The sequence below is a fragment of the Algoriphagus oliviformis genome, assembly GCF_017254915.1.
GTDB classification, from domain to species: Bacteria; Bacteroidota; Bacteroidia; order Cytophagales; family Cyclobacteriaceae; genus Algoriphagus; species Algoriphagus oliviformis.
This window is the reverse complement of the sequence record NZ_JAFKCT010000001.1, coordinates 137,327-161,601: the sequence shown is the minus strand read 5'-3', so window position 1 is coordinate 161,601 and position 24,275 is coordinate 137,327. Positions and strand designations below refer to the sequence as shown.

Sequence of the window (24,275 nt, the reverse complement as noted above, 5' to 3'; positions counted from 1 at the left end):
GATTTAGATAAAGAGTTCGGCCGCGATGCTGTCGGCCAGGAGCATGCCCCGTTTGGTCAAAGATAGGGTTTTGCCATCCCAAAGCAGCCAGCCCTGGCCCGCTAATTTTTGGATGGCCTCGGATTTGGTCTGCAGTAGGTCCAGTCCGAAGTCCTCTGCCAGACTGCCGGGGGAAAGTCCCCAAATCGTCCGCAATCCCGTCAGAATGCGGTCGTTGACTTGGTCTTCCATCGAGGCTGGCTCTTCCTCGTAGGGGATTTTCCCGGCTTCGATGGATTGGGTGTAGGAGCTGTTGTGGGCGGGGTTTGCCCCGCGGTTTTTGCCGTCAAAGGAATGGGCACTCGGGCCGAGTCCCAAGTAGGGGATGCCTTGCCAGTAGCTGGTGTTGTGAAGGGCAAACTGGCCCGGCTTTCCAAAGTTGGAAATCTCGTATTGCACATAGCCTGCCTTTTCGCTTTGCTCCTGCAGCCACTCAAACTGCTCCGCGGCGAAATCCTCGTCGGCGGGGACAAATTTCCCTTTCTCTGCCCATTTGCCCAGGGCAGTCCTTGGCTCCACCGTCAGGGAGTAGGCGGAAATATGCCCGGGGTCTTGCCGGAGCGCTTCGGCGAGGTCCTTTTTCCATAGCGAGTGATCGGGCTGGGGAAAGCCGTAGATGAGGTCCAGGGAAAACTTTTCAAAGCCAGCCTTCCTCCCCTGGGCGATGGCGTCTAGGGCCTCTTTGGCGGAGTGCGCACGATTGTAAAAACGCAGCACGGCCTCGTCAAAGCTCTGCACGCCGAGGCTGAGGCGGTCTATGCCGAGCGACTTCCAGGTGTTGAGGTTTTCCGGGGAGAGGTCGTCCGGATTGGCCTCCAGAGTGACTTCTTTGAGCTCGAGGGAAAAAGTCTTGGCGGCTTTCTCCAGCAGGAAATCCAACTGTCTGCCCGAAAGCAGGGAGGGGGTGCCGCCGCCGAAGTAGATGGTTTCCACGGACTTTTTCTGAAGAAAATCCCTTCGGAGCTCCATCTCCGCAGCTATGGCATCCACCATCCCGTCGATCCGGCTCAGATTGGTACTGAAGTGGAAGTCGCAATAGTGGCATGCCTGCCTGCAAAAGGGAATGTGGATGTAGATGCCTGCCAAGTGAATTCAATTAACTTGCGAATATAACCAATCCCCCTTTGCCCCTTGAAGTCCTGTTTTTTGGCAGTCTTGTTTTTGCTGGCTTTCGGTAGCGCGACATGCCTTGGACAGGAGGTTTTTCGCTTGGTCTGGGAGGAGGGAAAAGAGGCCAGCCTTTTGCTTTCCGACAGGTCGCAGGCCCTGGCCAAGCGGGACTCTCTCGCGCAAGCCTTCCTGAGGCAAGGCTATTTGGAGGGCTTTTTTAGCGAAAGCAGAAGCGGAGACACGGTGCTATTTGCCTGGGCGCCGGGCAGGCTTTTTGGCTGGAAGGAAATCGCCGAGGGAAATGTACCGAGCCCTTTCGTGGAAAAATTGGGAAAGCCGGACTTGTCCTATCCCGCTCCCTACGAATGGATGGAGCTGGTACTGGAGCTGGCTGAGGACAGTGGCTATCCCTTTGCGGAACTGAGGATAGACAGTATTCAAGTCGAGGGAGCGGTGCTTTCCGGGCGGATGGATTACCAGTCGGGGCCCTATATCACGTGGGACAGCCTGACAGTGGCCGGAAATAGCAAGACCAAGGAGGTCTATGTGCAGCAGCTTTCCAGGTTGAATCCAGGCACAGCGTTTTCTCAGAGTGATCTGGAAAAAGCGGCCCAGACGCTTCGCAAGTCTCCCTATTTTACCTTGGTCGGTGTGCCGGAGCTGACCTTTCAGACCCGGCAGGCCAGACCGATTTTCACCCTGCAGGACCGGCGGTTCAATGTGTTTGACGGTGTAGTGGGCCTGCTTCCCAATGAAAACGAACCCGGCAAAGTGCTCATCACCGGCGAGGTGGACCTGCGCTTGTATCACTTGGGAGGCAAGGGGAGGGACTTTTCCATCCAGTGGCAACGCCTCAATGTGCAGTCCCAGTCGCTCGATATTCGGGCCAAGGAGGCCTTTGTGTTCCGTTTGCCACTGGATTTTCAGCTAGGTTTTTCCCTTCTCAAGCAGGACTCAAGCTTTGTCAACCGAAGTTTGGATTTGGACTTTGGATATCGGGCTTCTGACGGGGCATACCTGAGCTTTTTCACCAGAAGGCAGGCTGGAGACCTGATTTCCGTGGAGGGCTTTGGGAGCGGGCAAGACTTGCCGAGCGCCATCGACTACCGCTGGAACAGGTACGGGATGGGACTGGACTGGGACAGGCTGGATTCTCCGACTACGCCAAGGAGGGGGCTGAGGATTCAGGGGCAATTTTCGCTGGGAAACAAAAAGATCCTCGAAAACACGGGGCTGCCTGAGGAGGCCTACGAGGGATTGGACGAGTCCTCTCCCCAGTACCAGGCTTGGTTTTCGGTCGAAAAACACTTTTTTGTGAAGCCAGGCTGGGGGATGTGGATCCGCGGCGTGGGAGCTTTGCTGGAAAACGAGAACCTCTTTGTCAACGAGTTTTTTCGCGTGGGAGGACTGAAAAGTATCCGGGGCTTCAATGAAAAGAGCTTTTTCGCTAAAAGCTATGGTTACCTGAATCTGGAGCAGCGGCTGTTCCTTGACCAAAGCTCGTATCTGGTGCTGTTCACCGACTTGGGAGTGGTGCAAAATCCCTACGCCAACGAAAAAATCGACCGCCCTTTTGCATTTGGGACAGGAATCAATTTGGACACTGACGGAGGATTATTCAGTTTTGTGTTTGCGTTGGGAAGATCCAATACCCAGCCTTTGTCTTTTTCCTATTCCAGGATACACTTTGGTTACTTGGCGAGGTTTTAGAAGGTGAATCAGTCTATGTGTAAAGTCCGCTTGCTGTTTTTGTTTCTCGTTTTCCTGAGTTTGGGTGCCCGTGCCCAAGTCTTGGAAAATTACGATGGACTCTGGGAATCTGCCCAGGAGGAATCTTGGCTGGGCAGCAACAATAGGATCGACCTGCAGGTGGATCTGGCAAGCTTTCCCGAGTCCAATCTACGAATCAAGCTTCCGTCCAAGTCCACGGTTTTCATCGATGGCAAGCTGTGGAGGCTGACGTCTAGAGACACGGTTTTCTTTCGCTCCCTGGCGGATTTTCAGGCTGAGTTTGGACAGGATACGGTGACCTTTACCGTTGTCAGTCCGAATCTGGGTCCCAAGAAGACCAGCATCCAAAAAGTGTTGGGCTTGAGCAGTATCCGGGAGGCGTCTGTGGATCCGGAGGGCAATCCCATCACGGGACGCTTTGTCCCGCAGCCGGTGAAAGACTTCTATTTTACGGCGCTTTTTATCATCCTTTTCTTCCTGGCACTGTACAAGTTGGCCTATCCCTACCTGCTGGCGATGATGCTACAGCCCTTGTCTGTGATCAACGCGGAGGACTTTTCGGACAGTGGCAACCTGCAGAAGTTTTTTTCCTTCGACGTGATCTTCTACATCCTGATCGTGGCGATGATGATCTCCCAGGGTGCGGTGACGAGCCTGGTGGTGTTCAGCAAAGACTGGCTGGAGACCTGGATAGGACTGGACTATTCCTCCCTGCTCACGGTGTGGCTGGGCGGTGCTTTCCTGATCTTGGCTTTGACGATCGTGAAGTTTATCGCGATCAAGCTCATCTCCTATCTGTTTGACTTAGGGAAGGCAGAGTTTTCCCACTTTTTTTACCTGCTGAGGCTGGTGGTCTTTGGGTGTGCGGTGGTACTCTTGGTGGGGGCGTATTTTGTCTCCAACGATTTTTCAGGCCTTGAATCTGCCCTCTCCCTGCTGCTTTTGGGCTTTTTCTGGTTTTACATTTTCGGGGTGCTGGGACTGTTCCTGATTATGATGAGTAGGTTGAGTTTTAAGAAATACCATTTATTTACTTACCTTTGCATCGCAGAATTAGTACCTTTTCTAATCCTCGCAAAATGGATTATGGATCTAGGTCAGTGATGCAATCGAACTATAATAAAGGAATAAAATTAGCATGAGTGCAGCTCCAAAAGATCGCTTTAAGCCAGTAAAGAGTATCCTAGTTTCCCAGCCCAAGCCTACTGATGCTAATTCCCCCTACCTGCAGTTGGCGGAGAAGTACAAGCTGAAAATAGACTTCAGACAGTTTATCAAGGTAGAGCCAGTCCCACCAAAGGAATTCAGAAAGCAGAAGATCGATATCCTGAAGCATACGGCCATCATTTTTACCAGCCGCAATGCGATCGACCATTTCTTTGCGATCTGCAAGGAATTCAAGATCGAGATGCCCGCAGAGATGAAATACTTCTGTATTTCGGACCAGACCGCACACTACCTGCAGAAGTACATCGTCATCCGCAAACGCAAGCTTTTTGTAGGCCAAAAGACGGCTGAGGATCTTTTTGACTATTTCAAAAAACACAAAAACGAGAAGTATCTTTTCCCATGCTCGGATATCCGCAAAGACGATATCCCGGGTTACATGGAAAAACACAGCATCGCGTTTACCGAGGCGATCATCTACCATACCGTGGCAGCGGACCTTTCCGACTTGGCAGACGTGAAGTACGATATCCTCGCATTCTTCAGCCCCTCAGGGATCAAGTCGCTGAAAAGCAACTTCCCGGACTTTGTCCAGGGCAATACGCGTATCGCGGCATTCGGCCCCACCACTTCGGCGGCGGTGCGCGAAATGGATCTGATACTCGATATCGAGGCCCCTATGCCCAACGCCCCGAGTATGACCGGCGCCTTGGAGCTCTATATCAAAAAGGCCAACAATTTGTAAAACTTGTATCATTTGCTGTGGTTTTTCAGTTTAAATTCATACACTAGTTTAAAATTGAGAGACCTCAGCCAAATGACTACCAAAAGCCGATTGGATTACTTTTTAAAGCTTGGATTATCATTGCTGCTGTTTTTGTGTGCAGCACAGGCCCAGGCGCAGCAAGACGCCCAGTTTACCCAATACATGTACAACGGCATGTTTTATAATCCTGCCTTTGCGGGCAAGGAGGGCGGCTATCGGTTTTCGGCTCTGCACAGATCCCAATGGGCAGGCTACACGACCAGCTCAGGACAGGGAGGTGCACCGACCACCCAGCTCATCACGGCGGAGGGAAGGCTTGACTCCAAAAATATCGGGTATGGCCTCTCCATCGTCAATGATCAGATCGGTGCGACCAGCAATCTGGAAGTCAACCTCAAGGGGGCCTATCACAAGAAAGTGCGCCGAGGCACCTTGAGCCTGGGCGGCTATGTGGGCATGTACTCCAGCTCGCTGGACTATGGCGACTTGGTAGTGGTCAATCCTGAACCCAACCTGCCCCAGTCGGGAAAGGAAAGCCAACTAGCATTGGACTTTGGTGCGGGAATATTATATGACAGGAACAATTATTATTTGGGCATAAGCTCTAAGCATCTGAATCAACCTACTTTTGACTTTGGCGACGCGAGCTACGCAAACCAGCTGAAAAACCATTCCTACTTCCTCTTTGGCTACAGGGTACGGCCTATCGGACAATTGAGAATAGAGCCGAGCCTACTCATAAAAACCGTTTCCTTCAATAATTTTTCCTACGATGTGAGCGTTATGGCAACACATCAGAACAAGATTAATGGGGGGATAGCTTACCGCGGGGAAGAATCGGTTTCTTTGATCATAGGCTACAGCTTGTTGCGGGATAATTCCCTTAAATTGGGCTATGCTTTTGATTTGGTGACGGGGGGGCTGGACGCAAAATCGCCCACCAGCCATGAATTGATGTTGAGATATGCGCTTCCCACGGCCAGTAGGGTGGTGGATCGGGTGATCCAGAGAACCCCGAGATACAGGTTTTAATCTGTCCAATTCCATTGAAAACCACGGTGCTCTGGCACTTCCATTGGTTTACAAATGGGGTTAAAATTGGCAGGTTATTTGCATTTGTGGGCCTAATTCCTCTAAATTTCGGCGATTCAAGTAGGTTTTAGATTGGGCAAAAAATTGATGATTTCAAAAACGCCATTTATGTATAAAAAAATGAGACTCCGCTTAATGCCTATTACACTAGGCTTGGCCATTGCAACACTACTACCAGGTTGCGGGCTATTTAATAAGAAGGGTTCGGCAAGTGAAAAAGCCAACAGACGTGGTGAGGTGACCGGAGTTCCCAAGCGTGCAAGCTGGCAGCAAAACCTACCCATCGACATGGTGCCTGTCAAAGCCGGTACTTTTTGGATGGGGCAGTCTGATGAGGACATTGCCTACTCCCAGTCATCGATGAACAAGCAGATTACGATCTCTGAATTTTTCATGGACAAGTACGAAGTGTCCAACAATAAATACAGACAGTTTTTGGAGGCGGTGAAAAATGGCGAGTTGGCCACCGGCACACCTACCACACTGAAAGATCCCCCGACATTCAACTACGAAGAGCTTAGACCCGATACTACTGTCTGGTCTACCAGTTTTTCCTATCACTATGGAGACCCACTGATGGAGTTCTATTTTGACCACCCCGCATTTGACAACTATCCCGTGGTTGGCGTTTCATGGGATCAGGCTCAGAAATACTGCGAGTGGAGAACGTATCACCTTCGTGCAAATGACGAGTCCGACTTTGACGTGCCTTCTTTCAGACTGCCATCTGAGGCGGAGTGGGAATACGCTGCCAAAGGTGGCAAGGATGTCGCCAAGTACCCTTGGGGCGGACCTTATCTAAAAAACAAAAGAGGCTGCCTGATGGCAAACTTCAAGCCTGGCAGAGGTAACTACATCGACGATGGATTTGCCTACACTGCGCCGGTAGACGTGTTTTCCCCCAACGGCTTTGGTCTGTACAACATGTCCGGCAACGTGGCGGAATGGGTAATGGATGCCTACAAGGCTACTTCCAGAGTGGATACCTGGGATTTGGACCCGGTATACGATGATCCCAACGAGCCAAGAAAGATCGTAAGAGGCGGTAGCTGGAAAGACATCGCACACTATCTGGAAACTTCTACCAGAACCTACGAATACCAGGATGTCACCCAAGCCCACATTGGCTTCCGTACTGCGATGACCTTCATGGGACGATCAGGATCCATGGACGTGAAGTCCAGCAAGAGAACAAAGAGATAACCCACCCACAACAAGAATAAAACTCAACCTTAATTCACAAATTCCCAATGGCTAGCAACAGCAATTCCTTTAAAGCTAAATTTTACAGTAGCGTCATGCCCAAAGTCTATGGTATTGGTGCTGCTGTCGTCATCCTCGGTGCGATGTTCAAGATCCTGGATTGGCAGGGTGCCAATCTCATGATTGGTGTTGGTCTGACCACAGAGGCGATTATCTTTTTCCTGTCCTCATTTGAGCCAAGACAGGAAGAAATGGATTGGAGCAAAATATATCCGCAGTTAGCCGGCGGAGCTCCACAAAAGGCCAAGGGAGACGAAGTGTCTGCCAAGCTGGATGATATGCTGTCCAAAGCCAAAATCGGCCCTGAGTTGATCGACAGCTTGGGCAAGGGAATGCAAAATCTGGCGACTTCCGCTGAGAAAATGGGTAATTTGTCCGATGCGGCTGTAGCTACCAACGAATATGCAACCAACGTGAAGTCTGCCGCCAAGACCTTGGTAGACATGAACGCTTCCTACGGCAAAACTGCGGCGGCCCTTACCGAGATGTCCGCTGCTTCCCAAGATGCCAAAGCTTACCATAGCCAAGTGGTGACTGTGACCAAAAACTTGACTGCTCTGAATGCAGTGTACGAAATGGAATTGCAGGATGCCAACAGCCACGTGAAAACCCTCAACAAATTCTACAGCAACATGTCTGTGGCGATGCAGGGACTTTCCGAAGCCGGAAAAGAAACCGAAGCGTTCAAGAATGAATTGGCTAAGCTGAACCAAAACGTAAGCTCACTCAACAAAATCTATGGTGGAATGCTTTCCGCCATGAAAGGTTAATCTATCCTAATCATCTAAAGAACCGAAAGCTAGAGAGATGGCAGGAGCAAAAGAAACACCTAGACAGCGGATGATCGGGATGATGTACCTGGTTTTGACGGCCCTTTTGGCCCTCCAGGTAAGTAATCAGATCCTCCAGAAGTTCGTCCTCATCAATGATGGGATGGAGCGCACTTCCAGAAATTTTATTTCAAAAAACCAATCTACCGTCAACTCGATCAAGGCGACGGTAGAAGAGCAGGGTAACAACCCTCGGGACGTGCCAAAGGTAGGGGCGTCAGAGCAGGTAAGAGCCGCAACCTCGGAAATCTACACTTACCTTGAGGAGCTGAAGCAAGAGCTGATCGCCACGTCCAACGCAAAGAATGACGAGGGAAACTTTGTCAACTCTGCGCTGAAAAATACCGAGATCACCGGCAACATGTTTGCCAATGCGGGTAGAGGCGATGAGTTGCAGGCTAAATTGAATGCTTATCCGGCCCAGATTTCCGAAATCCTCAATGGAGTGGGGATCACTGGCGTAAACTACAAGCCTATCGCACTGGATGCCAAAGACATCGAGATCTTTGCTAACGACAGGGATGTAAGAGGAAAGAGCTTTGTCAACCTGAACTTTGTGAAGTCTCCCGTTGGTGCGGTGATGACTTTGCTTACCCAGTTCCAAAACGAAGTATTGAACATCGAAAGTGAATCGCTTGCGCAAATTGCAAGCACATTGGGCTCCTTCTACTTCAAGGCGGATATTTTGGAAGGTAAGATCGCCGCAGTCTCCAATGTGGTGGCTGCTGGTACCAAGTTCCAAGGAGACATGTTTATTGCATCTGCTTCTTCTTCTGCAGCTCCGACGATGACTTTGGGCGGACGCTCTGTTCCTGTGGAGAACGGATTTGGTAAGGTTGAATTTACCGTCGCTCCAGCATCAAGCTATGATGACAAGGGTCTTTCCCGTCAGCTGCTCACTGGACAGATCGTCACCAACGTAGGTGGCGAAGACCAAGTGATTCCTGTGGAATATGAATACTTCGTCGCTCAGCCGGTAATCAAAGTTTCCTCTGAAGTAGTGCAGCAGCTATACGCCGACTGTGCCAACGAATTGCTGATCGAGGTGCCTGCTTTGGGCAATACCTACTCTCCTGAATTCGCGATCAACAATGGCCAGTCCATCAAAGGTAGCAAGCCAGGCCAAGTGACCATCATTCCGGGAGCTTCAGGCAAGGTGACCATCGGTGTCAGCAGTGGCGGAAATAAAATCGGAGATGTGGCGTTTGATATTAAGCCGGTTCCAGCTCCTACCATCAAGGTAGTCGGTGGCAACGGCAGCGAAATTGACATGAGCCAGGCGCAAGCACTCAACACCCTAAACAGCATGAAGGTAGTGGCTGTACCAGAGCCGACTTTCGCACGCACCATGGCCAAGGACTCCAACTTTGAGGTGACCGGCGGCGAGCTGGTGTTGCTGAGAAGTGAAGTGCCTCGCCAGACCGTGCCGATCGGAGGAAGCATGCGCTCTCTCTTGGAAAGTGCAAGACCAGGTGACGACATCGTCGTACGGGTAACCCAAGTGACCAGAACCAACTTCAGAGGCAATAAAATCAACTCTGAACTGAGAGAAATCAAGCGTATTGCAGTCAAGTAAGCAGTACGATTAAAATAAAGCTATTATGAAACGATTTGTGCAACACATCTTCTTGGCTCTTTTGCTGGCCGCTGGGCTCCTTCCCTTGAGTGGAAACGCGCAGGTGGCCACTAGCGTCAATCCTTCTGGATATGGGGATCGCCAGTTTTCGATGGATACCGTGTATTCGGCGAAGCGGATCCGGGACGATGACAAGATGTATCAAATCTCTGTGTGGAGAAGGATAGACCTGCGCGAGAAGTACAACCTCTCACTGTATGGCTCTGGTGACAACAAGGCAAACGGTATAGTCAACCACATCTACAAAGCGGTGGTGGATGAGAACGCGCTCGAAGTCTTTGCCGATGCCGAGTTTACCAAGCCGCTTTCCATCGCCGAATTTCAGGACAACTTCTGGATCTCTGCCAATGGCGATTCCATTTTCTCCAAGCAGCTTTACTACCTCGATTTCAAAGAGGATTTTGTCTTCGACAGACATCACTCCGACTTGGTGTTTGACATCAAATACATCGAGCTGGTGATGCCGTCCCAGACCAATTCCAATGCGGGTCAAAAATCAGTGGCGTTCATCCGCTACAAGGATTTCGTGAACTACTTCAAGAACCATCCTACCGCGAGATGGATCAATTTCCAGAACATCTCCAAAAGCTTGACTTACGACGAAGCGTTTGAGTCGAGGCTGTTCAGGTCGGTAGTGAGGAGGTTTACCAATCCGGATGATGCGTTGATTGCCGACTTGGTGTCGGCGGACCATCCAAGTCCGGAGATGCAGGCCTATCTCAATTCCTTGGATTTTGAATACAAGTTGTTAGAATTCGAAAACTCCCTCTGGGAGTGGTAATAAAAAAGGGGCTTAGGCCCCTTTTTCTTTTTGCATCCAGTCTAGCAGTGCCTTTGCCCGGCTGGAGCCGATGACCTCGCTGAGTTCGGCCTCAGAAGCGGCTTTGATTTTTTTGACTGATTTGAAATGCTTGAGCAATTTGTCCGCGGTGTTTTCGCCGATACCCGGTATGCCCGTGAGCTGAGTTCCAAAAGCGTTTTTGCTGCGCACTTTTCGGTGAAAGGTAATGGCGAAGCGGTGGGCTTCATCCCGGATACGCTGTAATAGCTTGAGGCTTTCGGATTTTTTGTCGATATGTATCGGATAGGAGTCTCCGGGAAAATAGATTTCCTCGAGCCTTTTCGCGATCCCGATAATGGGCATCTTGCCGTACACGCCTAGCTCCTGCAAGGCCTCGACTGCCGAGGAGAGCTGTCCCTTGCCGCCGTCGATCACGACCAGCTTGGGAAACGGTTTTTCCTCCTCCATCAGGCGCTTGTACCGGCGCATGACGATCTCTTTCATGCTCGCAAAGTCATTGGGACCCTCTACCGTCTTGATATGGAAATGGCGGTATTCCTTGACGGCCGGTTTTCCGCCCAGAAAGCAGACCATACTGGCCACGGGGCTCGTACCTTGGATGTTGGAGTTGTCAAAGCATTCGATGTGATCGGGTATCTCCGGGAGACTGAGGTCTTGCTGAAGCTGGCGGATCACCCTTTCTTTTTTGTCTTGGTTGAGGCCTTGGAGGAGTGCTTTTTCCTTTTTGTAATAGAAGGCGTTTTTCAGGGAAAGCTCAATAAGCTTCTTCTTATCGCCGATTTTTGGGATGGTCAGGTTAAGTCCCTCGATGGGGTTTTCCAATTCGATGTTGATCAGGACTTCATCTGCGTCGCTCTGGAACTGGTCTTGAAGACGGACCAATGCGGTCAGCAGCAGTTCTTCGTCGCTTTCATCCAGCCGCTTTTTCAGCTCCACGTTTTTTGAAGTGATCATTGCTCCATTCTTCACCCGCATGTAGTTCACATAGGCGTACTTCTCGTCTGAGACCAGGGTGCAGACGTCCAGATTTTGGATACTCGGGCTGGTGATGAGGGACTTGGATTGGTATTTTTCGAGAAGGTCCAGCTTCTCCTTCATCTTTTGGGCCTTTTCAAATTCCAGATTTTCGGCGTAGGCCTGCATCTCTTGCTTGAAGTAGGTCTTTGCGATGCCCAGATTCCCCTTGAGGATGTGCTTGGCCTGCTCCAGGTCCTTGAGGTAGGCAGGCTCGCGCTGATGGCCTACGCACGGCCCTTGGCAGTTGCCGATGTGGTATTCCAGGCAGACTTTGTATTTGCCTTCGTCGATCTTGTAGGGGGAAAGATCGAGCTTGCAAGTGCGGATGGTGAAGAGCTCCCGGATCAGATCCAGGACATTGTTCATCGCCTTTACGCTGGCGAAAGGGCCGAAATAGGTTCCCCGCTTGGGAATAAGCTTCCTGGTTTGAAATATTCGCGGGAAGTTTTCCTTCGTGATCAGAAGGTAGGGGTAGGTCTTGTCGTCCCTCAGGAGGATGTTGTAGCGGGGCTGGATCTTCTTGATCAGGTTGTTTTCCAGGAGGAGGGCATCCAGCTCGCTGTTGACCAGAGTGATCTCTATCCGCCGTATTTCCTTCACCATGCGGCGAGTCTTGAGGTTCACCCCCGCATTCTTGTTGAAGTAGCTGCTGACACGTTTTTTGAGGCTTTTGGCTTTGCCGACATAGATCAGCTCATTTTCCTCATTGAAGTATTTGTATACCCCGGGGTGGTCGGGGAGAAGCAGGTGGTTTTCGGGAGAAAAGGATGAGGACTCCATGGCTTAAAATTAAAAAAAACAGCCCGTGACTCAGGCTGTTTTTTCTCTTGATGATTGATTGACTGTTAGAAATCGTTCTTTTTGGCATCGTAGTCAAAGTCAGCAAATCGCTGGCTGTCCTGCTCGTAGGCGTCGCAGTCGATCTCGATGGAGAGAGGACGCTCCGGTCGAGGGAATGGTCCCTTCGTGTAGCCAAGACTATTGTCCGCGTAGATTTTGGTCATGTACTTGACCCAAATAGGTCTAGCCGTACGCCCGCCTTGGCCAGCCGCCCAGTTTCTGAAGTGGATAGCCCGGTCGTCGCCGCCTACCCAAGTGGCGGAGACGAGGTCTTTGCTCACCCCCATGTACCAGCCATCCGATGCGTTTTGGGTTGTCCCGGTTTTACCTCCCAGTTCGTTGCCCTGCCGTAGTGTCCAAGGCACGCCCTGGCTGGTGCCGTCCTCTTCCTCAAATCCCCCGCGTAGCATGTAGAGCATGAGGTAGGCGTGCTCCTCGCTCATGGCCGCTTTCTTACGTGGGGTAAATTGTTGGATGACGTTGCCGTTTTTGTCCTCAATGCGGTCGATATAGTAAGGGGTGGTATGCTCGCCCTTGTTGACAAAGGTGCCAAAGGCTCCGGCCATCTCATAGACGGAGACATCGTTTACGCCCAGAGCCAGTGAAGGTACCTCTTCCAGATCGCTGGTGACTCCCAGTCTTCTGGCCGTTTCGATGACGATCTTTGGACTGAGCTTTTTCATCATGTAGGCCGTCACCGAGTTGACAGACTGGGCCATAGCCTTTCGTATGGTCATTTTTTCATAGGAGAACTTGCCGTCCGCATTGGAAGGGCTCCAGGCTGGCTGGCCAGGGATATAGACCTCTACTGGCTGATCGATCACGGAATAGCAGGGGCTGTAGCCGTTTTCGATCGCAGCCGCGTACACGAAGGGCTTGAAGGTCGATCCCGGCTGGCGCTTGCCCTGCTTCACATGGTCAAACTTGAAGTATTTGTGGTCGATACCGCCTACCCAGGCCTTGATGTGGCCTGTGTGGGGATCCATGCTCATGAAGCCGGTCTGAAGAAACTTTTTGTAATACTTCATCGAGTCCATGGTGCTCATCAGCGTGTCGATTTCCCCTTCCCAAGAGAAGATCCGCATTTTCTTTTTCTCGTTGAGCTTGAGCTCGATGGAGTCGGTGTCATCACCGTAGCGAACTTTGAGAAGTCGGTAGGCCTCGGTTCTTTTTACGGCAGTCTCTATGAAATTCGGGATTACCTGGTGGTTTTCGTCGATCCAAGGGGCTCGGTTGCCCATTTCCTTGTAAAATGCCTTTTGCAAGTCCGTCATATGCTCTCGTACAGCCTCTTCGGCATAGCGCTGCATGCGGCTATCGATGGTAACGTAGATTTTCAGCCCGTCGCCAAACAGGTCATAAGCCGATCCGTCGGATTTCAGGTTTTCTTTGGTCCACTTGATCAGGTCGGCCTTTACGATTTCTCGGAAATAGGTCGCCAAGCCGTGGTTTTGGTTTCTCACCCGATAGTCCAGCTCGATTGGCAGCTGGGAGATGGAGTCGTACTCCGACTCGGTGAGGATTCCGTTTTTCTCCATTTGGGAAAGCACGGTATTTCTTCTTCTCAGGGAGTTTTCCGGATTGAAGACGGGGCTGTAGTAGGTAGGAGCCTTGAAAAGGCCCACTAGAACGGCCGATTCCTGGACGCTCAGCTCGGAGGGCAGCTTGTTGAAAAAGGTGCCTGCGGCAGTTTTGATCCCGAAGGCATTGGAGCCAAACTCGGAGGTGTTGAGGTAGAGGGTCAGGATCTCGTTTTTGGTGTAGGCCTTTTCCAGCTGGGTGGCCACGATCCACTCTTTGGTTTTGATGATCAGCATGCGCAGGCCGGGGATGGAGCTGAGAATGCCCTGGGATGCGTCAGTACGGGTTTTGAAGAGGTTTTTTGCAGTCTGCTGGCTGAGCGTGGAGCCACCGCCCGCATCCTGTCCGAGGAGGATGGACTTGACGAAAACCCGCATCATCGCGATCATGTCGATGCCGGAGTGGTCCTCAAATCTCACGTCTTCGGTGGCTATCAGCGCCTGGACGAGGTTTGGCGCGAGGTCTTCGTAATTGACCGGACTTCGGTTTTCCCTGGCGTAGGTGCCCAGGAGAAATCCATCCGCCGAGTAAAGCTCGGAGGCCAGTTCACTTTCCGGATTTTCCAGGGCTTTGAAGTCCGGGAGGGAGCCGAAAAGCCCCAGGAAGTTGATGCTGACCATCCAGACAAACAGGATGAAAAAGACCACGCCTCCGACGAAAGCGATCCAGAGGTATTTTATGGTTTTACCGGCCCAATTGGGAATTGTGGCTTTGGCGGGTTTGGACATAGGTTGTTACTGATAAACGGTACGGAAGAAGGTTCGGTATTCTTCCAGATTCTTGGATTTGTTTAGCGTCTGAAAGTTTTCTATTGAAATAAAGAAAGCATTCGATTTGATGTTTTCAGGCAGTCCCTCGGATTCGAAGTCTGCGGCAAATTTTTGGTAGTATTCATTGGCCTTTTCCGCATTGGCGAAGGGGCTGATGATGTAAATCGCATTTTCGGAGCTCATGTTCATATTCCCGGTGCGTAGCCGTGCGTTCGGATAGTTGGCTGCATGGAAGTTTTCCAAGTCACCCAAAAGGCCCGTCGCGGCTTCTGCCTCGGAGCGGGACAATGCAATGACAAAGATATGCGTTTGGGACTCGTTTAGCTTATAAGGCGAGTCTGCGGGGATTTCTTTTCCGGCATTTTCCGCCGCAGCATCTGCCGCGAGCTGGGTAGAATCGACCTCGATTTTTTCCTTCGGTTCCAGTGCCGCGAGCTCCTCACTGCTCAGCATCGGTCTGAGCATATTTCTTGCCAAACTGACCAGCGCGGGGTCTTTGGTATTGTTAATATACGTTTCGAGGCGGGTTTTGAAGCGGTCGCGGCTTTCCAGCTTTCCGGTGACCATGATGTCCAGAAGGAGGAGCTTTTCGGTATTTCTGGTCAGCGGATAGTCTTCCAAAGTCGCTTTGACCAAGTCCCTCGCCCTTTGGTAGTCACCGGCATAGTAGGCGTTGTAGGCTTGCTCATAGCCCTTGGAGGATTCCAAGGCGGCCAGATTGCCGGAAGCGGCATCCGGATTGTTGACCGAATAGGTGTACTGGGACTCGGGAAATTCCCTGTTGAGACGACCGGCGTACTGCTGGAAGTTTCCCCCGGAATCCTTCTGGCCCAGGTAGAGAAGGTAGTAGGCTTCAGGCTTTCTGATGGTGTTGGGGTATTTCTGGATGAGCGTCTCCAGATTGGCTATGCTGGGCTCTATTTCCTTGAGATCAAAGTAGAGCAGCTTTCCCAGCTCAAAATAGGACTTCTCCAGCTCGCTGTTGAGCTGTTCGATCTGTTCGGGGGTGTTGGGGATTTTGCCCAAAAGGCTTTCCAGAGAAGGGAGGTTTGCCAGAATGGGGTTTTCTCCCGAGGATGCCGAGTCGAGCTCGGGCGTTGGGATCTGGGGTTGGGTCGAAGTCTGGAAGGTCGCCGCCCGTCGCCGCCAATTGTCCTGCAGGGGCCTATTGCCCCAGACGCGGTTAAACTCTATGGCTCCCTGCTGCAGCGCGACGCCGTTGTCAAAATAGAAACTGGAGCCGGCATCCTTGCCGCTGAAGGCTAGGAGGTTGTTGAAAATGTTCGAGTTTTTGGGCGTCTCTTTCGCCCGCGCCTCAGCCACCAGCCTCTCCTCCTCCTTTTCAATATAGTCTTGGGCAATGGCAGTCTGCTCCTCCGGACTGAGGGATGCGATGATGCTGAGGCTGTCGTTGAGCTGAATGCGCTCGACATGGAATACGTATTGGTCGAGGGTGGCCTTCTGCTCCAGTATTTCGAGTGCGGCAGGGTCGTCTTCCTTGATGAAAGTCAGTGCGCTGTCAAGGTAATATTTAGTCGCACGGAAATCCTTGAACTCGCCGAGGTTGATCTCCGCCAGTTTTTGGTAGATGTAGCCTTTGAGGCGAGGGTTACTCCCCGGCTCTTTGGCCGCGCTGTGGAGCAGGTCAAGCGTCAGGGGTATGTCTCCCTGTTTTTCTTCGAAAAGCGCCCGCTCGTACACCACCACATCCTTGAGATCCTTGTTTTTGGGGTCTTTGTACAGCTCGTCGTAGTAGTTTCTTACCTTTTTGAGATCCTTGGAGGCGTTTAGCTCGGCGACTTGCTGGGCATAGAGCGTGGCAAAAAAGCTCCTTTCGTATGGAGGATTTCCATCGAGAGACTTTCGATAGTAGTCGTAGGCCAAGGCGTCAAGCCCCTCTTTTTGGTAGCGCTGGGCGAGGATGAAATGGATCCGGGACTCTTCCTTTTTGTCAGGGGCATATCCCACCGCGCGATCCAAGGCACCGATCACCCCGTTTTGGTCGGCGCGGGTCTCGTAGTAGTAGGCGAGGGTTTTGAAAAGCGCAAATCGGTTTTCGTCGCTGATCTCGGTCTCTTTGGAAAGGTAGTCAATGGTGAAATTGGCGTTCTCGTACTCCCTACGGTCCACATAGAGCCGGAGCAGGGTGATGAGTGCCCGATGGCGGAGCTCCTTGTCCTTGCTCGTGCTGTTTACATATTTGAAGGCATTCAGGGCATCGTCCTGCTGGCCTTGGAGGTAGTCGATCTTGCCGAGGAGGTAGTAGCTGTCATCGACCCATTTGGAGATGCGGTGCCAGTCTATGGCTTTGGACGAAAGCTCCCGAGCAGAGTCTAGCTTTTCCTTGTTTTGCTTGATCGTAGCCGAGTCTATGGGGATGAATACCGGCAATACCTGCGTGTAGTCCTCCTTGTAGTTGGCCCTCACTTGGTTTTCTACCTCCTTGATTTTGGTGTCGGACAGGTAGTACGCGTTGAAATGGGAGGTGAGGTTGTGGAAGGTCCGGTTGGTAAAGGTGTTGCGCTCCGAGGAGCATGCCCCGACCACAATCAAAACGACCACTGCCAGTCCGGAAAATCTTTTCATTGTTGACTACGCCCAATTTGGATACCAAAATAGGCTTTTTGCCTAACTAAACGAACGGATCGGGATTCCTGATGCACGGGCTGGGGATATTGTCCGGGCGGGAGGGAAGTGAGGTAGGCGGGCAGCAGCCGGTAAAATGGGCTTGGGCACGGTCTGGCACTTTTTTTGGCATTTGCATGGCCGGATCTTTTATTTGATAAAACCCAAAATCGATGGAACCTGAAAAATCACCAGATAAGAAGCCGCAGAACGGTGGGCCTCCCACTTGGGCAAAGTACATGGGGCTTTCTTTTCAGCTTTTCGGCATCATCGGCGGCGGGACATGGCTGGGCTGGTGGGTACAGCAAAAGAGCGCGATGAAGTTTCCCCTATGGATTTTGGTGGGCTGTTTTGCCTCGATTGCCCTTGCTTTTTACCAACTGCTGAAGTCCATGCAGCGGGATAAGTAGGTGGAATTGGCTTTTTTGGGGTAGTTTTGCATTCCCAGAAAACGAGTGCCATGAAACTGCCGAAAAATTTCCATCTCCGCTTTTTGATCTTCACGCTGCTGCTGGCCGGAGTTATCCTCTTGCTGCAGCGCATCCTTCCCCAAGTGGTCGCCGAATCGGTCTGGACGATATTTCTGTTCGTTGCCATACTCTCCTATCTGGTCGGCGCGATCTCCAATTGGCTCTACAAACAATCTTCTGAAAATCTGCTCCAAATCAAGCTTTTGGGCATGGTGGTGCGTATTTTGGGCTCCTTGGGATTCATTGCCTGGGTGGTCTTGACGGGCGAAAAGAATATTATTCTGTTTATCTCGAATTTCTTTGTTCTTTTTTTGTTCTACCTCATTTTTGATATCTACACCTTTATAGCTAACTTGCGGCCGATTTCGAAGTAGCCCTCAAAAATAAGAGTTGATGACGCGCAAATTTCTGGCCCTAAGTCTTTTACTTTCAGCTCTTTTGCTGAGCTTTTCTTCCGCTGTTTTTGCATCGGATTCTCAGTCAGAAGAAGGTGGTGAAGACCCAACTGGATTCATCATGCACCACGTAAAGGATTCGCATGAATGGCATTTTTTCAACATCGGACACACGCACGTGACCCTTGCTTTGCCGGTGATCACTTACGCGTCTGACAGAGGTTTGGAGTTTTTTATGTCTTCTGACTTCCAAAACCACGAGACCCATCTTTTCGGTGAAGAAAATGCCCACAACGGCATCTACATCGATTCCCACGAGCATCTAGGCCGAGTGGACGGTGGGGCGATCTATGATTTTTCCATCACCAAAAACGTCGCGATGATGTTCATCGTGATCGCGGTGGTGCTCTTTTTGGCACTGTCTGCGGCAGGCCACTACAAGAAAAACGGAGCGGTGGCGCCAAAAGGGGCGGCTTCCATCGTAGAGCCGATCGTGCTCTTCGTCCGGGACGAGATCGCCGAGAAGGCCATCGGGCCAAAATACAAGAAGTTTGTGCCTTATCTCCTCACGCTGTTTTTCTTCATTTGGATAGGTAACCTAATCGGGCTGATGCCGGGGGCGGCTAACCTTACCGGCAACATCGCGGTGACTTTCACCCTGGCCATGCTGACTTTTATCTTGGTGAATGTCAACGGCAATAAGGACTACTGGAAGCACGTGTTTGCCACTCCGGGAGTTCCCGCGCCGCTGCTGCCGATCATTGTAGTGGTGGAATTCATCGGACTTTTCACCAAGCCGTTTGCCTTGATGGTCCGTCTTTTTGTGGCGATCACCGCGGGTCACATCGTGATCTTGGCGTTCATTGCCTTGGTATTCATCTTTGAATCCTACGCGATCGGCGTGGTGAGCACGCTGATGGTGACCTTTATCAATATGATCGAATTGCTCGTGGCCACGATTCAGGCCTATGTCTTCACCCTGTTTACGGCGATGTACATCGGCGGGGCTGTGGCGGAGCACGCGCATGACGATCACCATTAATTAGAAATTTCTTTGTTCAATTTATAAATCTAACGTTATGTTAACTTCTATCTTGTTGTCTGCTGGATTGGCTCTTATGGGTGCTGGTATCGGTGCAGGTATTGTTGCGATTGGCGCAGGACTTGGCATCGGCCGTATCGGTGGCCAGGCAATGGAATCTATTGCCCGTCAGCCTGAGGCTGCTGGTAAGGTTCAGACTGCTATGCTGATCATTGCAGCTTTGATCGAGGTGGTTTCCCTGTTTGCAGTAGTAGTATGTCTACTGATTGCATTGAACGCAGGCGGTATCGCTTTCTAAGAACAAAAGAACGGGGATTGGCGCTAGGCCAATCCCTTCTTATTGAACAAACACGAAATTACAAATACACACCATGGATCTGATTTTACCTAGTTCTGGACTGATATTCTGGCAGCTGATCGCCTTTTTGGCCCTGCTTTTTATCCTGATCAAGTTTGCCTGGAAGCCGATGCTTGCCGCATTGGAAGAAAGAGAAGGCAGCATCAACGATGCCCTCAAGGCCGCTGAGCAAGCCCGTAGCGAAATGGCGAACCTGAAAGCCGAAAACGAGAAGCTCCTCGCCGATGCCCGTCTGGAAAGAGATACTATCCTCAAGAAAGCCCAAGATGCGTCCGTGAAGATGATCGAGGATGCCAAAAACGAGGCTTCCAAAGTTGCTGCCCAGCAGATCGAAAACGCCAAGGCGGTGATCGAGACTGAGAAAAAGGCAGCTCTTACCGAGGTGAAAAACCAGGTGGCCCACCTGACTCTCGAAGTAACGGAGAGATTGCTCAGAAAAAGCCTGTCTGACGAAAAGGCCCAGAAGGCCCTCGTGGACGAGTTTGTAAAAGATATCAAGCTTAACTAAGCCCTCATGTCAAACCAAAGAGTAGCATACGCCTATGCCAAATCCCTGATGGAACTAGCCATCGAAAGGGGAGAGTTGGAAGCGGTGTATCAGGATTTTCTTTACCTGGCCGAGATGGCCCGGTCAAACAGGGATCTTGAGCTGGTGATGAAGAATCCCATCGTGAGCTCTGAGAAAAAGCTGGCGATCTTGAAGGCCCTCTACGCAAAGCGTGGCGCAACCGAGGCTACCCTGTCTTTTTTTGAGATCATCTGCAGAAAAGGGAGAGAAAAAGTGCTGGCAGACATCGCAAGGGAATTCCAGACGCTGTACCAGATCCACAATTCCATCCAGACAGCCGAGGTGACCACTACCTTCCCGCTTGACGAAACGCTCCGCGCGGAGTTTTCCAAGCTGGTCCGTGAGATCTCCGGAATGAAGGACGTGAAGCTGACCGAAAAGGTCAATCCGGAATTGATCGGGGGATTTGTCCTGAGAGTCAATGACCGACAGCTGGACGAGTCGCTGAGCAGCAAGCTGAAGGAATTGCGGGTTCAGTTTTCCCAAAACCACTACGAAAGTAAAATCTAATAAAAGCTATAATAGACGATAACATGGCAGAAGTAAGACCTGATGAAGTTTCGGCAATCCTGAGAGAACAGCTCGCGGGTGTCAGAACAGCAGCCGAACTTGAAGAAGTAGGTACAGTCCTCCAGGTAGGGGATGGTGTAGCTCGAATCTACGGACTTTCCAAAGCTCAGGCAGGTGAATTGCTGGAATTCGACAACGGAATGAAGGCGATGGTACTGAACCTCGAAGAGGACAACGTAGGTGCCGTATTGTTTGGCGATTCCAAAGAAATCAAAGAAGGCGATACCGTAAAGCGTACCAAGAAAATCGCATCCATCAAGGTGGGCGAAGGTATGCTTGGAAGGGTAGTGGATACCCTGGGTAACCCTATCGACGGCAAAGGCCCCATCTCTGGCGACCTGTATGAGATGCCGCTCGAGCGTAAAGCTCCCGGTGTAATCTACCGTCAGCCCGTAAATGAGCCCCTTCAGACCGGTATCAAGTCTATCGATGCGATGATTCCGATCGGACGTGGTCAGCGGGAACTGGTGATCGGTGACCGTCAGACTGGCAAGACTGCCGTCGTGATCGATACCATCATCAATCAAAAAGAATTTTACGACAAGGGCGAGCCTGTATTCTGTATCTATGTAGCCATCGGTCAGAAGGCTTCCACTGTAGCGGGTATCGTTGCAGCTTTGGAAAAAGGCGGCGCACTTCCATACACCGTGATCGTGGCAGCTCCTGCTTCCGATCCAGCTCCTATGCAGTTCTTTGCTCCTTTTGCGGGTGCTGCTATCGGGGAATTTTTCCGCGACACCGGACGTCCTGCCCTGGTGGTTTACGATGACCTTTCCAAGCAGGCGGTAGCTTACCGTGAGGTTTCCCTTCTCTTGAGAAGACCTCCGGGACGTGAAGCCTATCCAGGTGACGTGTTCTACCTGCACTCCAGATTGCTGGAGAGAGCGGCTAAGATCAACAAGTCTGACAAGATCGCCCAGGAAATGAACGACCTTCCTGAGTCTATCAAGCCTTTGGTGAAAGGTGGTGGTTCATTGACCGCACTTCCGATCATCGAGACTCAAGCAGGTGACGTGTCTGCCTATATTCCTACCAACGTGATCTCCATCACCGACGGCCAGATCTTCTTGGAGACCAACCTCTTCAACTCCGGTATCCGTCCTGCGATCAACGTGGGTATCTCCGTATCGCGAGTAGGTGGTAACGCGCAGATCAAGTCCATGAAGAAAGTAGCCGGTACCCTGAAGCTGGACCAAGCGCAGTTCCGTGAACTGGAAGCCTTCGCGAAGTTCGGTTCCGACCTGGATGCTTCTACCAAGCGTACCATCGAGAGAGGTCGCCGTAACCAGGAGATTCTGAAGCAGCCTCAATACGCTCCGGTATCCGTAGCCCACCAAGTAGCGATCATCTACGCTTCTACCAGAGGCTTGATGGACAGCGTGCCTGTGGAGAAAGCGAGGGCGTTTGAAAAGGAATTCTACAGCCTGCTGGACTCTACCTATCCTGAGGCGCTGCAGCTGATCCTCAAAGGCGACATCGACGGAGCTGGAAAAATCCTGGCTACCGCGGCCGGCGAACTGGCACCTAAATACGCGAAATAATTGAAAATCCCCGGTGAGGCGAGCCTCACCGGATTTCTATAAGTACAAATCACTGATGGCTAACCTTAAGGAAGTAAAGCAAAGGATCAACTCGGTAATCTCTACGCAGCAGATCACCAAGGCCATGAAAATGGTGTCCGCCGCCAAGCTGAGAAGAGCTCAGGACAAGATCATCCAGATGCGTCCTTTCTCTCAGAAGCTGACCGCTATTCTGAACAATGTCTCCGCATCATCCGAGGCCAGCACGGATCTGGTGTATGCAGAGAAGCGCGAGGTGAAAAAGGTGCTTTTGGTACCGATCACCTCCGACAAGGGGCTTTGCGGAGCTTTCAATACCAACGTGATGAAGGCCACCAACCTGGCGATCCGCACGCAGTTTGCCGGAGCAGAGGTGACCGTGATGCCTATCGGTAAGAAGTCTTTTGAGTTTTACAAAAAGAGCAAATTCGCACAGGTAGACCAGTTTGCCAACCTGTTTCACGACCTGTCTATCGAAAACATCCGAGTGGCTGCAAACTACGCCATGGATGCCTTCGCGGCAGGCGAGTTTGACCAGGTGGTGTTGGTGTTCAACGAATTCAAAAACGTGGCCACTCAGATCATCCGTACGGAGCAGTTTTTGCCTATGGCACCTGTCGAGAGCGAAGAGGCTCCAGTGGAGACCGACTACATCTTGGAGCCGTCCAGAGACTTTATCATTGAGGAGCTGGTGCCAAAAGCGCTTCGCGTGCAGTTTTACAAAGCCATCTTGGAAAGCAACGCTTCCGAGCATGGCGCGCGTATGACGGCGATGGACAAGGCTACCGAAAACGCCGGAGACCTCCTGAAAGAATTGAAACTGATGTATAACAGAACCCGTCAGGCCGCCATCACCAACGAGATCCTCGAGATCGTCGCAGGTGCGGAAGCCCTCGGAGGAAAGTAACCATACAATAGATCCCAAAGTAGGACCACAGCTCGCAAGGGTTGTGGTTTTTTTGTGCCTCAGTCTTTTCGCTCAGATGCGGATCAATACGTCCGCTGTATCCATCGCTCAAAGAAGACATCATAGACCTCGTAGTAGCTCGTGCCCGAGCCATCCTGTTCCTTGTAGATCAGCTCTTTTTCTGTCAAGCAGTCCAAGGATTTAAATACCGTCGCGGCGCTGCCTAGGTTGGTTGAACATCCCAAGAGGACTCCATTTTACCAAAAGTAAATTACAAAAGGTGAATTGGGTGGTTTTGAGGGCAGTTTCAAAGACTGGCTAAGTAGGCAGAAAATAAGAATCCCGCCTTTTGGGCGGGATGAACCTTGAAATCTTTTCAGATCAGAGCCTGATCCGTCTGGCGATCACCTCAGCCATGATCGTGAGTCCCTCGGTATTGGGATGGACGCCGTCGGGCAGCAGCTCGGGCTTGTCCATCAGCGGGGTGTATAGATCGATGACCTCTGCGCCGGACTTTTGGACGATCTCGAAGAGCATCAGACGCTGCTCGTTGTTCATCACCTCAGGAGTGATCCCAAAGTTTACCCTGGTGACAGGCACGGGGAAGATGACATAGACTTTGCCGTCTTTGGGCATGTTTTCGCGAAACTCGGCGATCATGTCCAGGTAATCCTTGACAAAGTCCTCCTTATGGGCCCAGTTCTGCGGCTTGGAGTCGTTGGTGCCCAGCTTGATCAGCAGCACGTCTGGATGGAAGTCTTTGGCCTCCTGAAACTGCGGCTCGTTCCAGTAGGGATAGTCGCCTTTTCTCAGCAAGGTACGTCCGCTGACGCCAAAGTTCTTGACCTGGTAAGCGTCCCCGAGCAAAGCGCCCACCTGGAGGGGATAGCTGTTGGGATTGTCACGGCCGGGGCCTTGGGTGATGCTGTTGCCCACAAAGGCGACTTTGATGGGGCTTTGGGCAAAAGTGCCGAGTGCGATGAGCAGGGCTGCGAAAAGAAGTGCGGTTTTTTTCATAAAAGAAGATTTGTCGGAGCTCCTTGGTCGGGTGACTTCGGCGCTCGGAAAAGAGGGTTTATTTTTCCCAAAATAGAAAAACTTGCCCATAATCCTGACTCGGACTGTGTACTGTCGATG

Annotated in this window: 22 protein-coding genes; 16 read left to right on the top strand and 6 right to left on the bottom strand. The window is 51.3% G+C overall.

Annotated elements, in window-relative coordinates; translation table 11 throughout:
- Positions 1–3 precede the first annotated feature (3 nt).
- Positions 4–1,125 (bottom strand): radical SAM family heme chaperone HemW, encoded by a 1,122-nt coding sequence (gene hemW, locus J0A68_RS00735; RefSeq protein ID WP_206576263.1) that lies wholly within the window; start codon positions 1,123–1,125, stop codon positions 4–6.
- Between the two features lie 45 nt (positions 1,126–1,170).
- On the opposite strand from hemW, the gene J0A68_RS00730 reads away from it, so the two are divergent.
- From J0A68_RS00730 to porN, 8 genes are all read left to right on the top strand, one after another.
- Positions 1,171–2,859, top strand: a complete 1,689-nt coding sequence (locus J0A68_RS00730) for a BamA/TamA family outer membrane protein (RefSeq protein WP_206576262.1) — start codon at positions 1,171–1,173, stop codon at positions 2,857–2,859.
- Between the two features lie 15 nt (positions 2,860–2,874).
- Complete coding sequence (locus tag J0A68_RS00725; RefSeq protein WP_206576261.1) at positions 2,875–3,984, top strand: DUF4271 domain-containing protein; 1,110 nt, start codon at positions 2,875–2,877, stop codon at positions 3,982–3,984.
- A gap of 34 nt (positions 3,985–4,018) precedes the next feature.
- Positions 4,019–4,792: a uroporphyrinogen-III synthase gene (locus J0A68_RS00720; RefSeq protein ID WP_206576260.1), complete on the top strand. Its 774-nt coding sequence runs from the start codon at positions 4,019–4,021 to the stop codon at positions 4,790–4,792.
- A gap of 132 nt (positions 4,793–4,924) precedes the next feature.
- Entirely contained in the window at positions 4,925–5,845 is a 921-nt protein-coding gene (locus tag J0A68_RS00715; protein WP_236021315.1) for a PorP/SprF family type IX secretion system membrane protein, read from the top strand.
- A gap of 168 nt (positions 5,846–6,013) precedes the next feature.
- A complete protein-coding gene (gene porK, locus J0A68_RS00710; RefSeq protein ID WP_206576258.1) occupies positions 6,014–7,108 on the top strand; it encodes a T9SS ring complex lipoprotein PorK/GldK in 1,095 nt (364 codons plus the stop codon).
- A 47-nt stretch (positions 7,109–7,155) separates the two neighbouring features.
- Positions 7,156–7,938: a type IX secretion system motor protein PorL/GldL gene (gene porL / locus J0A68_RS00705; protein ID WP_206576257.1), complete on the top strand. Its 783-nt coding sequence runs from the start codon at positions 7,156–7,158 to the stop codon at positions 7,936–7,938.
- Between the two features lie 37 nt (positions 7,939–7,975).
- Positions 7,976–9,574: a type IX secretion system motor protein PorM/GldM gene (gene porM / locus J0A68_RS00700; protein WP_206576256.1), complete on the top strand. Its 1,599-nt coding sequence runs from the start codon at positions 7,976–7,978 to the stop codon at positions 9,572–9,574.
- A 25-nt stretch (positions 9,575–9,599) separates the two neighbouring features.
- The gene (porN, locus tag J0A68_RS00695) at positions 9,600–10,415 is read left to right on the top strand and encodes a type IX secretion system ring subunit PorN/GldN (RefSeq protein WP_206576255.1); all 816 of its coding nucleotides are present in this window, start codon (positions 9,600–9,602) and stop codon (positions 10,413–10,415) included.
- Positions 10,416–10,427: 12 nt separating this feature from the next.
- Here the strand turns inward: porN and uvrC are convergent, their stop codons facing one another.
- From uvrC to porW, 3 genes are all read right to left on the bottom strand, one after another.
- Entirely contained in the window at positions 10,428–12,233 is a 1,806-nt protein-coding gene (gene uvrC / locus J0A68_RS00690; RefSeq protein ID WP_206576254.1) for an excinuclease ABC subunit UvrC, read from the bottom strand.
- A gap of 65 nt (positions 12,234–12,298) precedes the next feature.
- On the bottom strand, positions 12,299–14,602 hold the full coding sequence (locus tag J0A68_RS00685; RefSeq protein ID WP_206576253.1) for a penicillin-binding protein 1A: 2,304 nt from the start codon (positions 14,600–14,602) through the stop codon (positions 12,299–12,301).
- 6 nt (positions 14,603–14,608) lie between these two features.
- Complete coding sequence (gene porW, locus J0A68_RS00680; protein WP_206576252.1) at positions 14,609–17,230, bottom strand: type IX secretion system periplasmic lipoprotein PorW/SprE; 2,622 nt, start codon at positions 17,228–17,230, stop codon at positions 14,609–14,611.
- 212 nt (positions 17,231–17,442) lie between these two features.
- Here porW and J0A68_RS00675 point away from each other — a divergent pair, with 212 nt between their 5' ends.
- From J0A68_RS00675 to atpG, 8 genes are all read left to right on the top strand, one after another.
- Entirely contained in the window at positions 17,443–17,679 is a 237-nt protein-coding gene (locus J0A68_RS00675) for an AtpZ/AtpI family protein (protein WP_206576251.1), read from the top strand.
- 50 nt (positions 17,680–17,729) lie between these two features.
- Entirely contained in the window at positions 17,730–18,113 is a 384-nt protein-coding gene (locus tag J0A68_RS00670) for a hypothetical protein (protein ID WP_206576250.1), read from the top strand.
- Between the two features lie 19 nt (positions 18,114–18,132).
- Positions 18,133–19,176, top strand: a complete 1,044-nt coding sequence (atpB, locus tag J0A68_RS00665; RefSeq protein WP_206576249.1) for a F0F1 ATP synthase subunit A — start codon at positions 18,133–18,135, stop codon at positions 19,174–19,176.
- Between the two features lie 37 nt (positions 19,177–19,213).
- Positions 19,214–19,474: an ATP synthase F0 subunit C gene (atpE, locus tag J0A68_RS00660; RefSeq protein ID WP_026953072.1), complete on the top strand. Its 261-nt coding sequence runs from the start codon at positions 19,214–19,216 to the stop codon at positions 19,472–19,474.
- A gap of 73 nt (positions 19,475–19,547) precedes the next feature.
- Complete coding sequence (locus J0A68_RS00655; RefSeq protein ID WP_206576248.1) at positions 19,548–20,042, top strand: F0F1 ATP synthase subunit B; 495 nt, start codon at positions 19,548–19,550, stop codon at positions 20,040–20,042.
- Between the two features lie 6 nt (positions 20,043–20,048).
- On the top strand, positions 20,049–20,612 hold the full coding sequence (gene atpH / locus J0A68_RS00650; protein ID WP_206576247.1) for an ATP synthase F1 subunit delta: 564 nt from the start codon (positions 20,049–20,051) through the stop codon (positions 20,610–20,612).
- Positions 20,613–20,635: 23 nt separating this feature from the next.
- Positions 20,636–22,213 (top strand): F0F1 ATP synthase subunit alpha, encoded by a 1,578-nt coding sequence (gene atpA / locus J0A68_RS00645; protein WP_206576246.1) that lies wholly within the window; start codon positions 20,636–20,638, stop codon positions 22,211–22,213.
- A 55-nt stretch (positions 22,214–22,268) separates the two neighbouring features.
- A complete protein-coding gene (atpG, locus tag J0A68_RS00640; protein WP_206576245.1) occupies positions 22,269–23,138 on the top strand; it encodes an ATP synthase F1 subunit gamma in 870 nt (289 codons plus the stop codon).
- A gap of 83 nt (positions 23,139–23,221) precedes the next feature.
- On the opposite strand, the gene J0A68_RS23250 is transcribed toward atpG, so the two are convergent.
- Together J0A68_RS23250 and J0A68_RS00635 are read right to left on the bottom strand one after the other, a co-directional pair.
- Positions 23,222–23,383, bottom strand: a complete 162-nt coding sequence (locus J0A68_RS23250) for a hypothetical protein (RefSeq protein ID WP_498371312.1) — start codon at positions 23,381–23,383, stop codon at positions 23,222–23,224.
- Between the two features lie 136 nt (positions 23,384–23,519).
- Positions 23,520–24,155 (bottom strand): GDSL-type esterase/lipase family protein, encoded by a 636-nt coding sequence (locus J0A68_RS00635; protein WP_206576244.1) that lies wholly within the window; start codon positions 24,153–24,155, stop codon positions 23,520–23,522.
- Positions 24,156–24,275 lie beyond the last annotated feature (120 nt).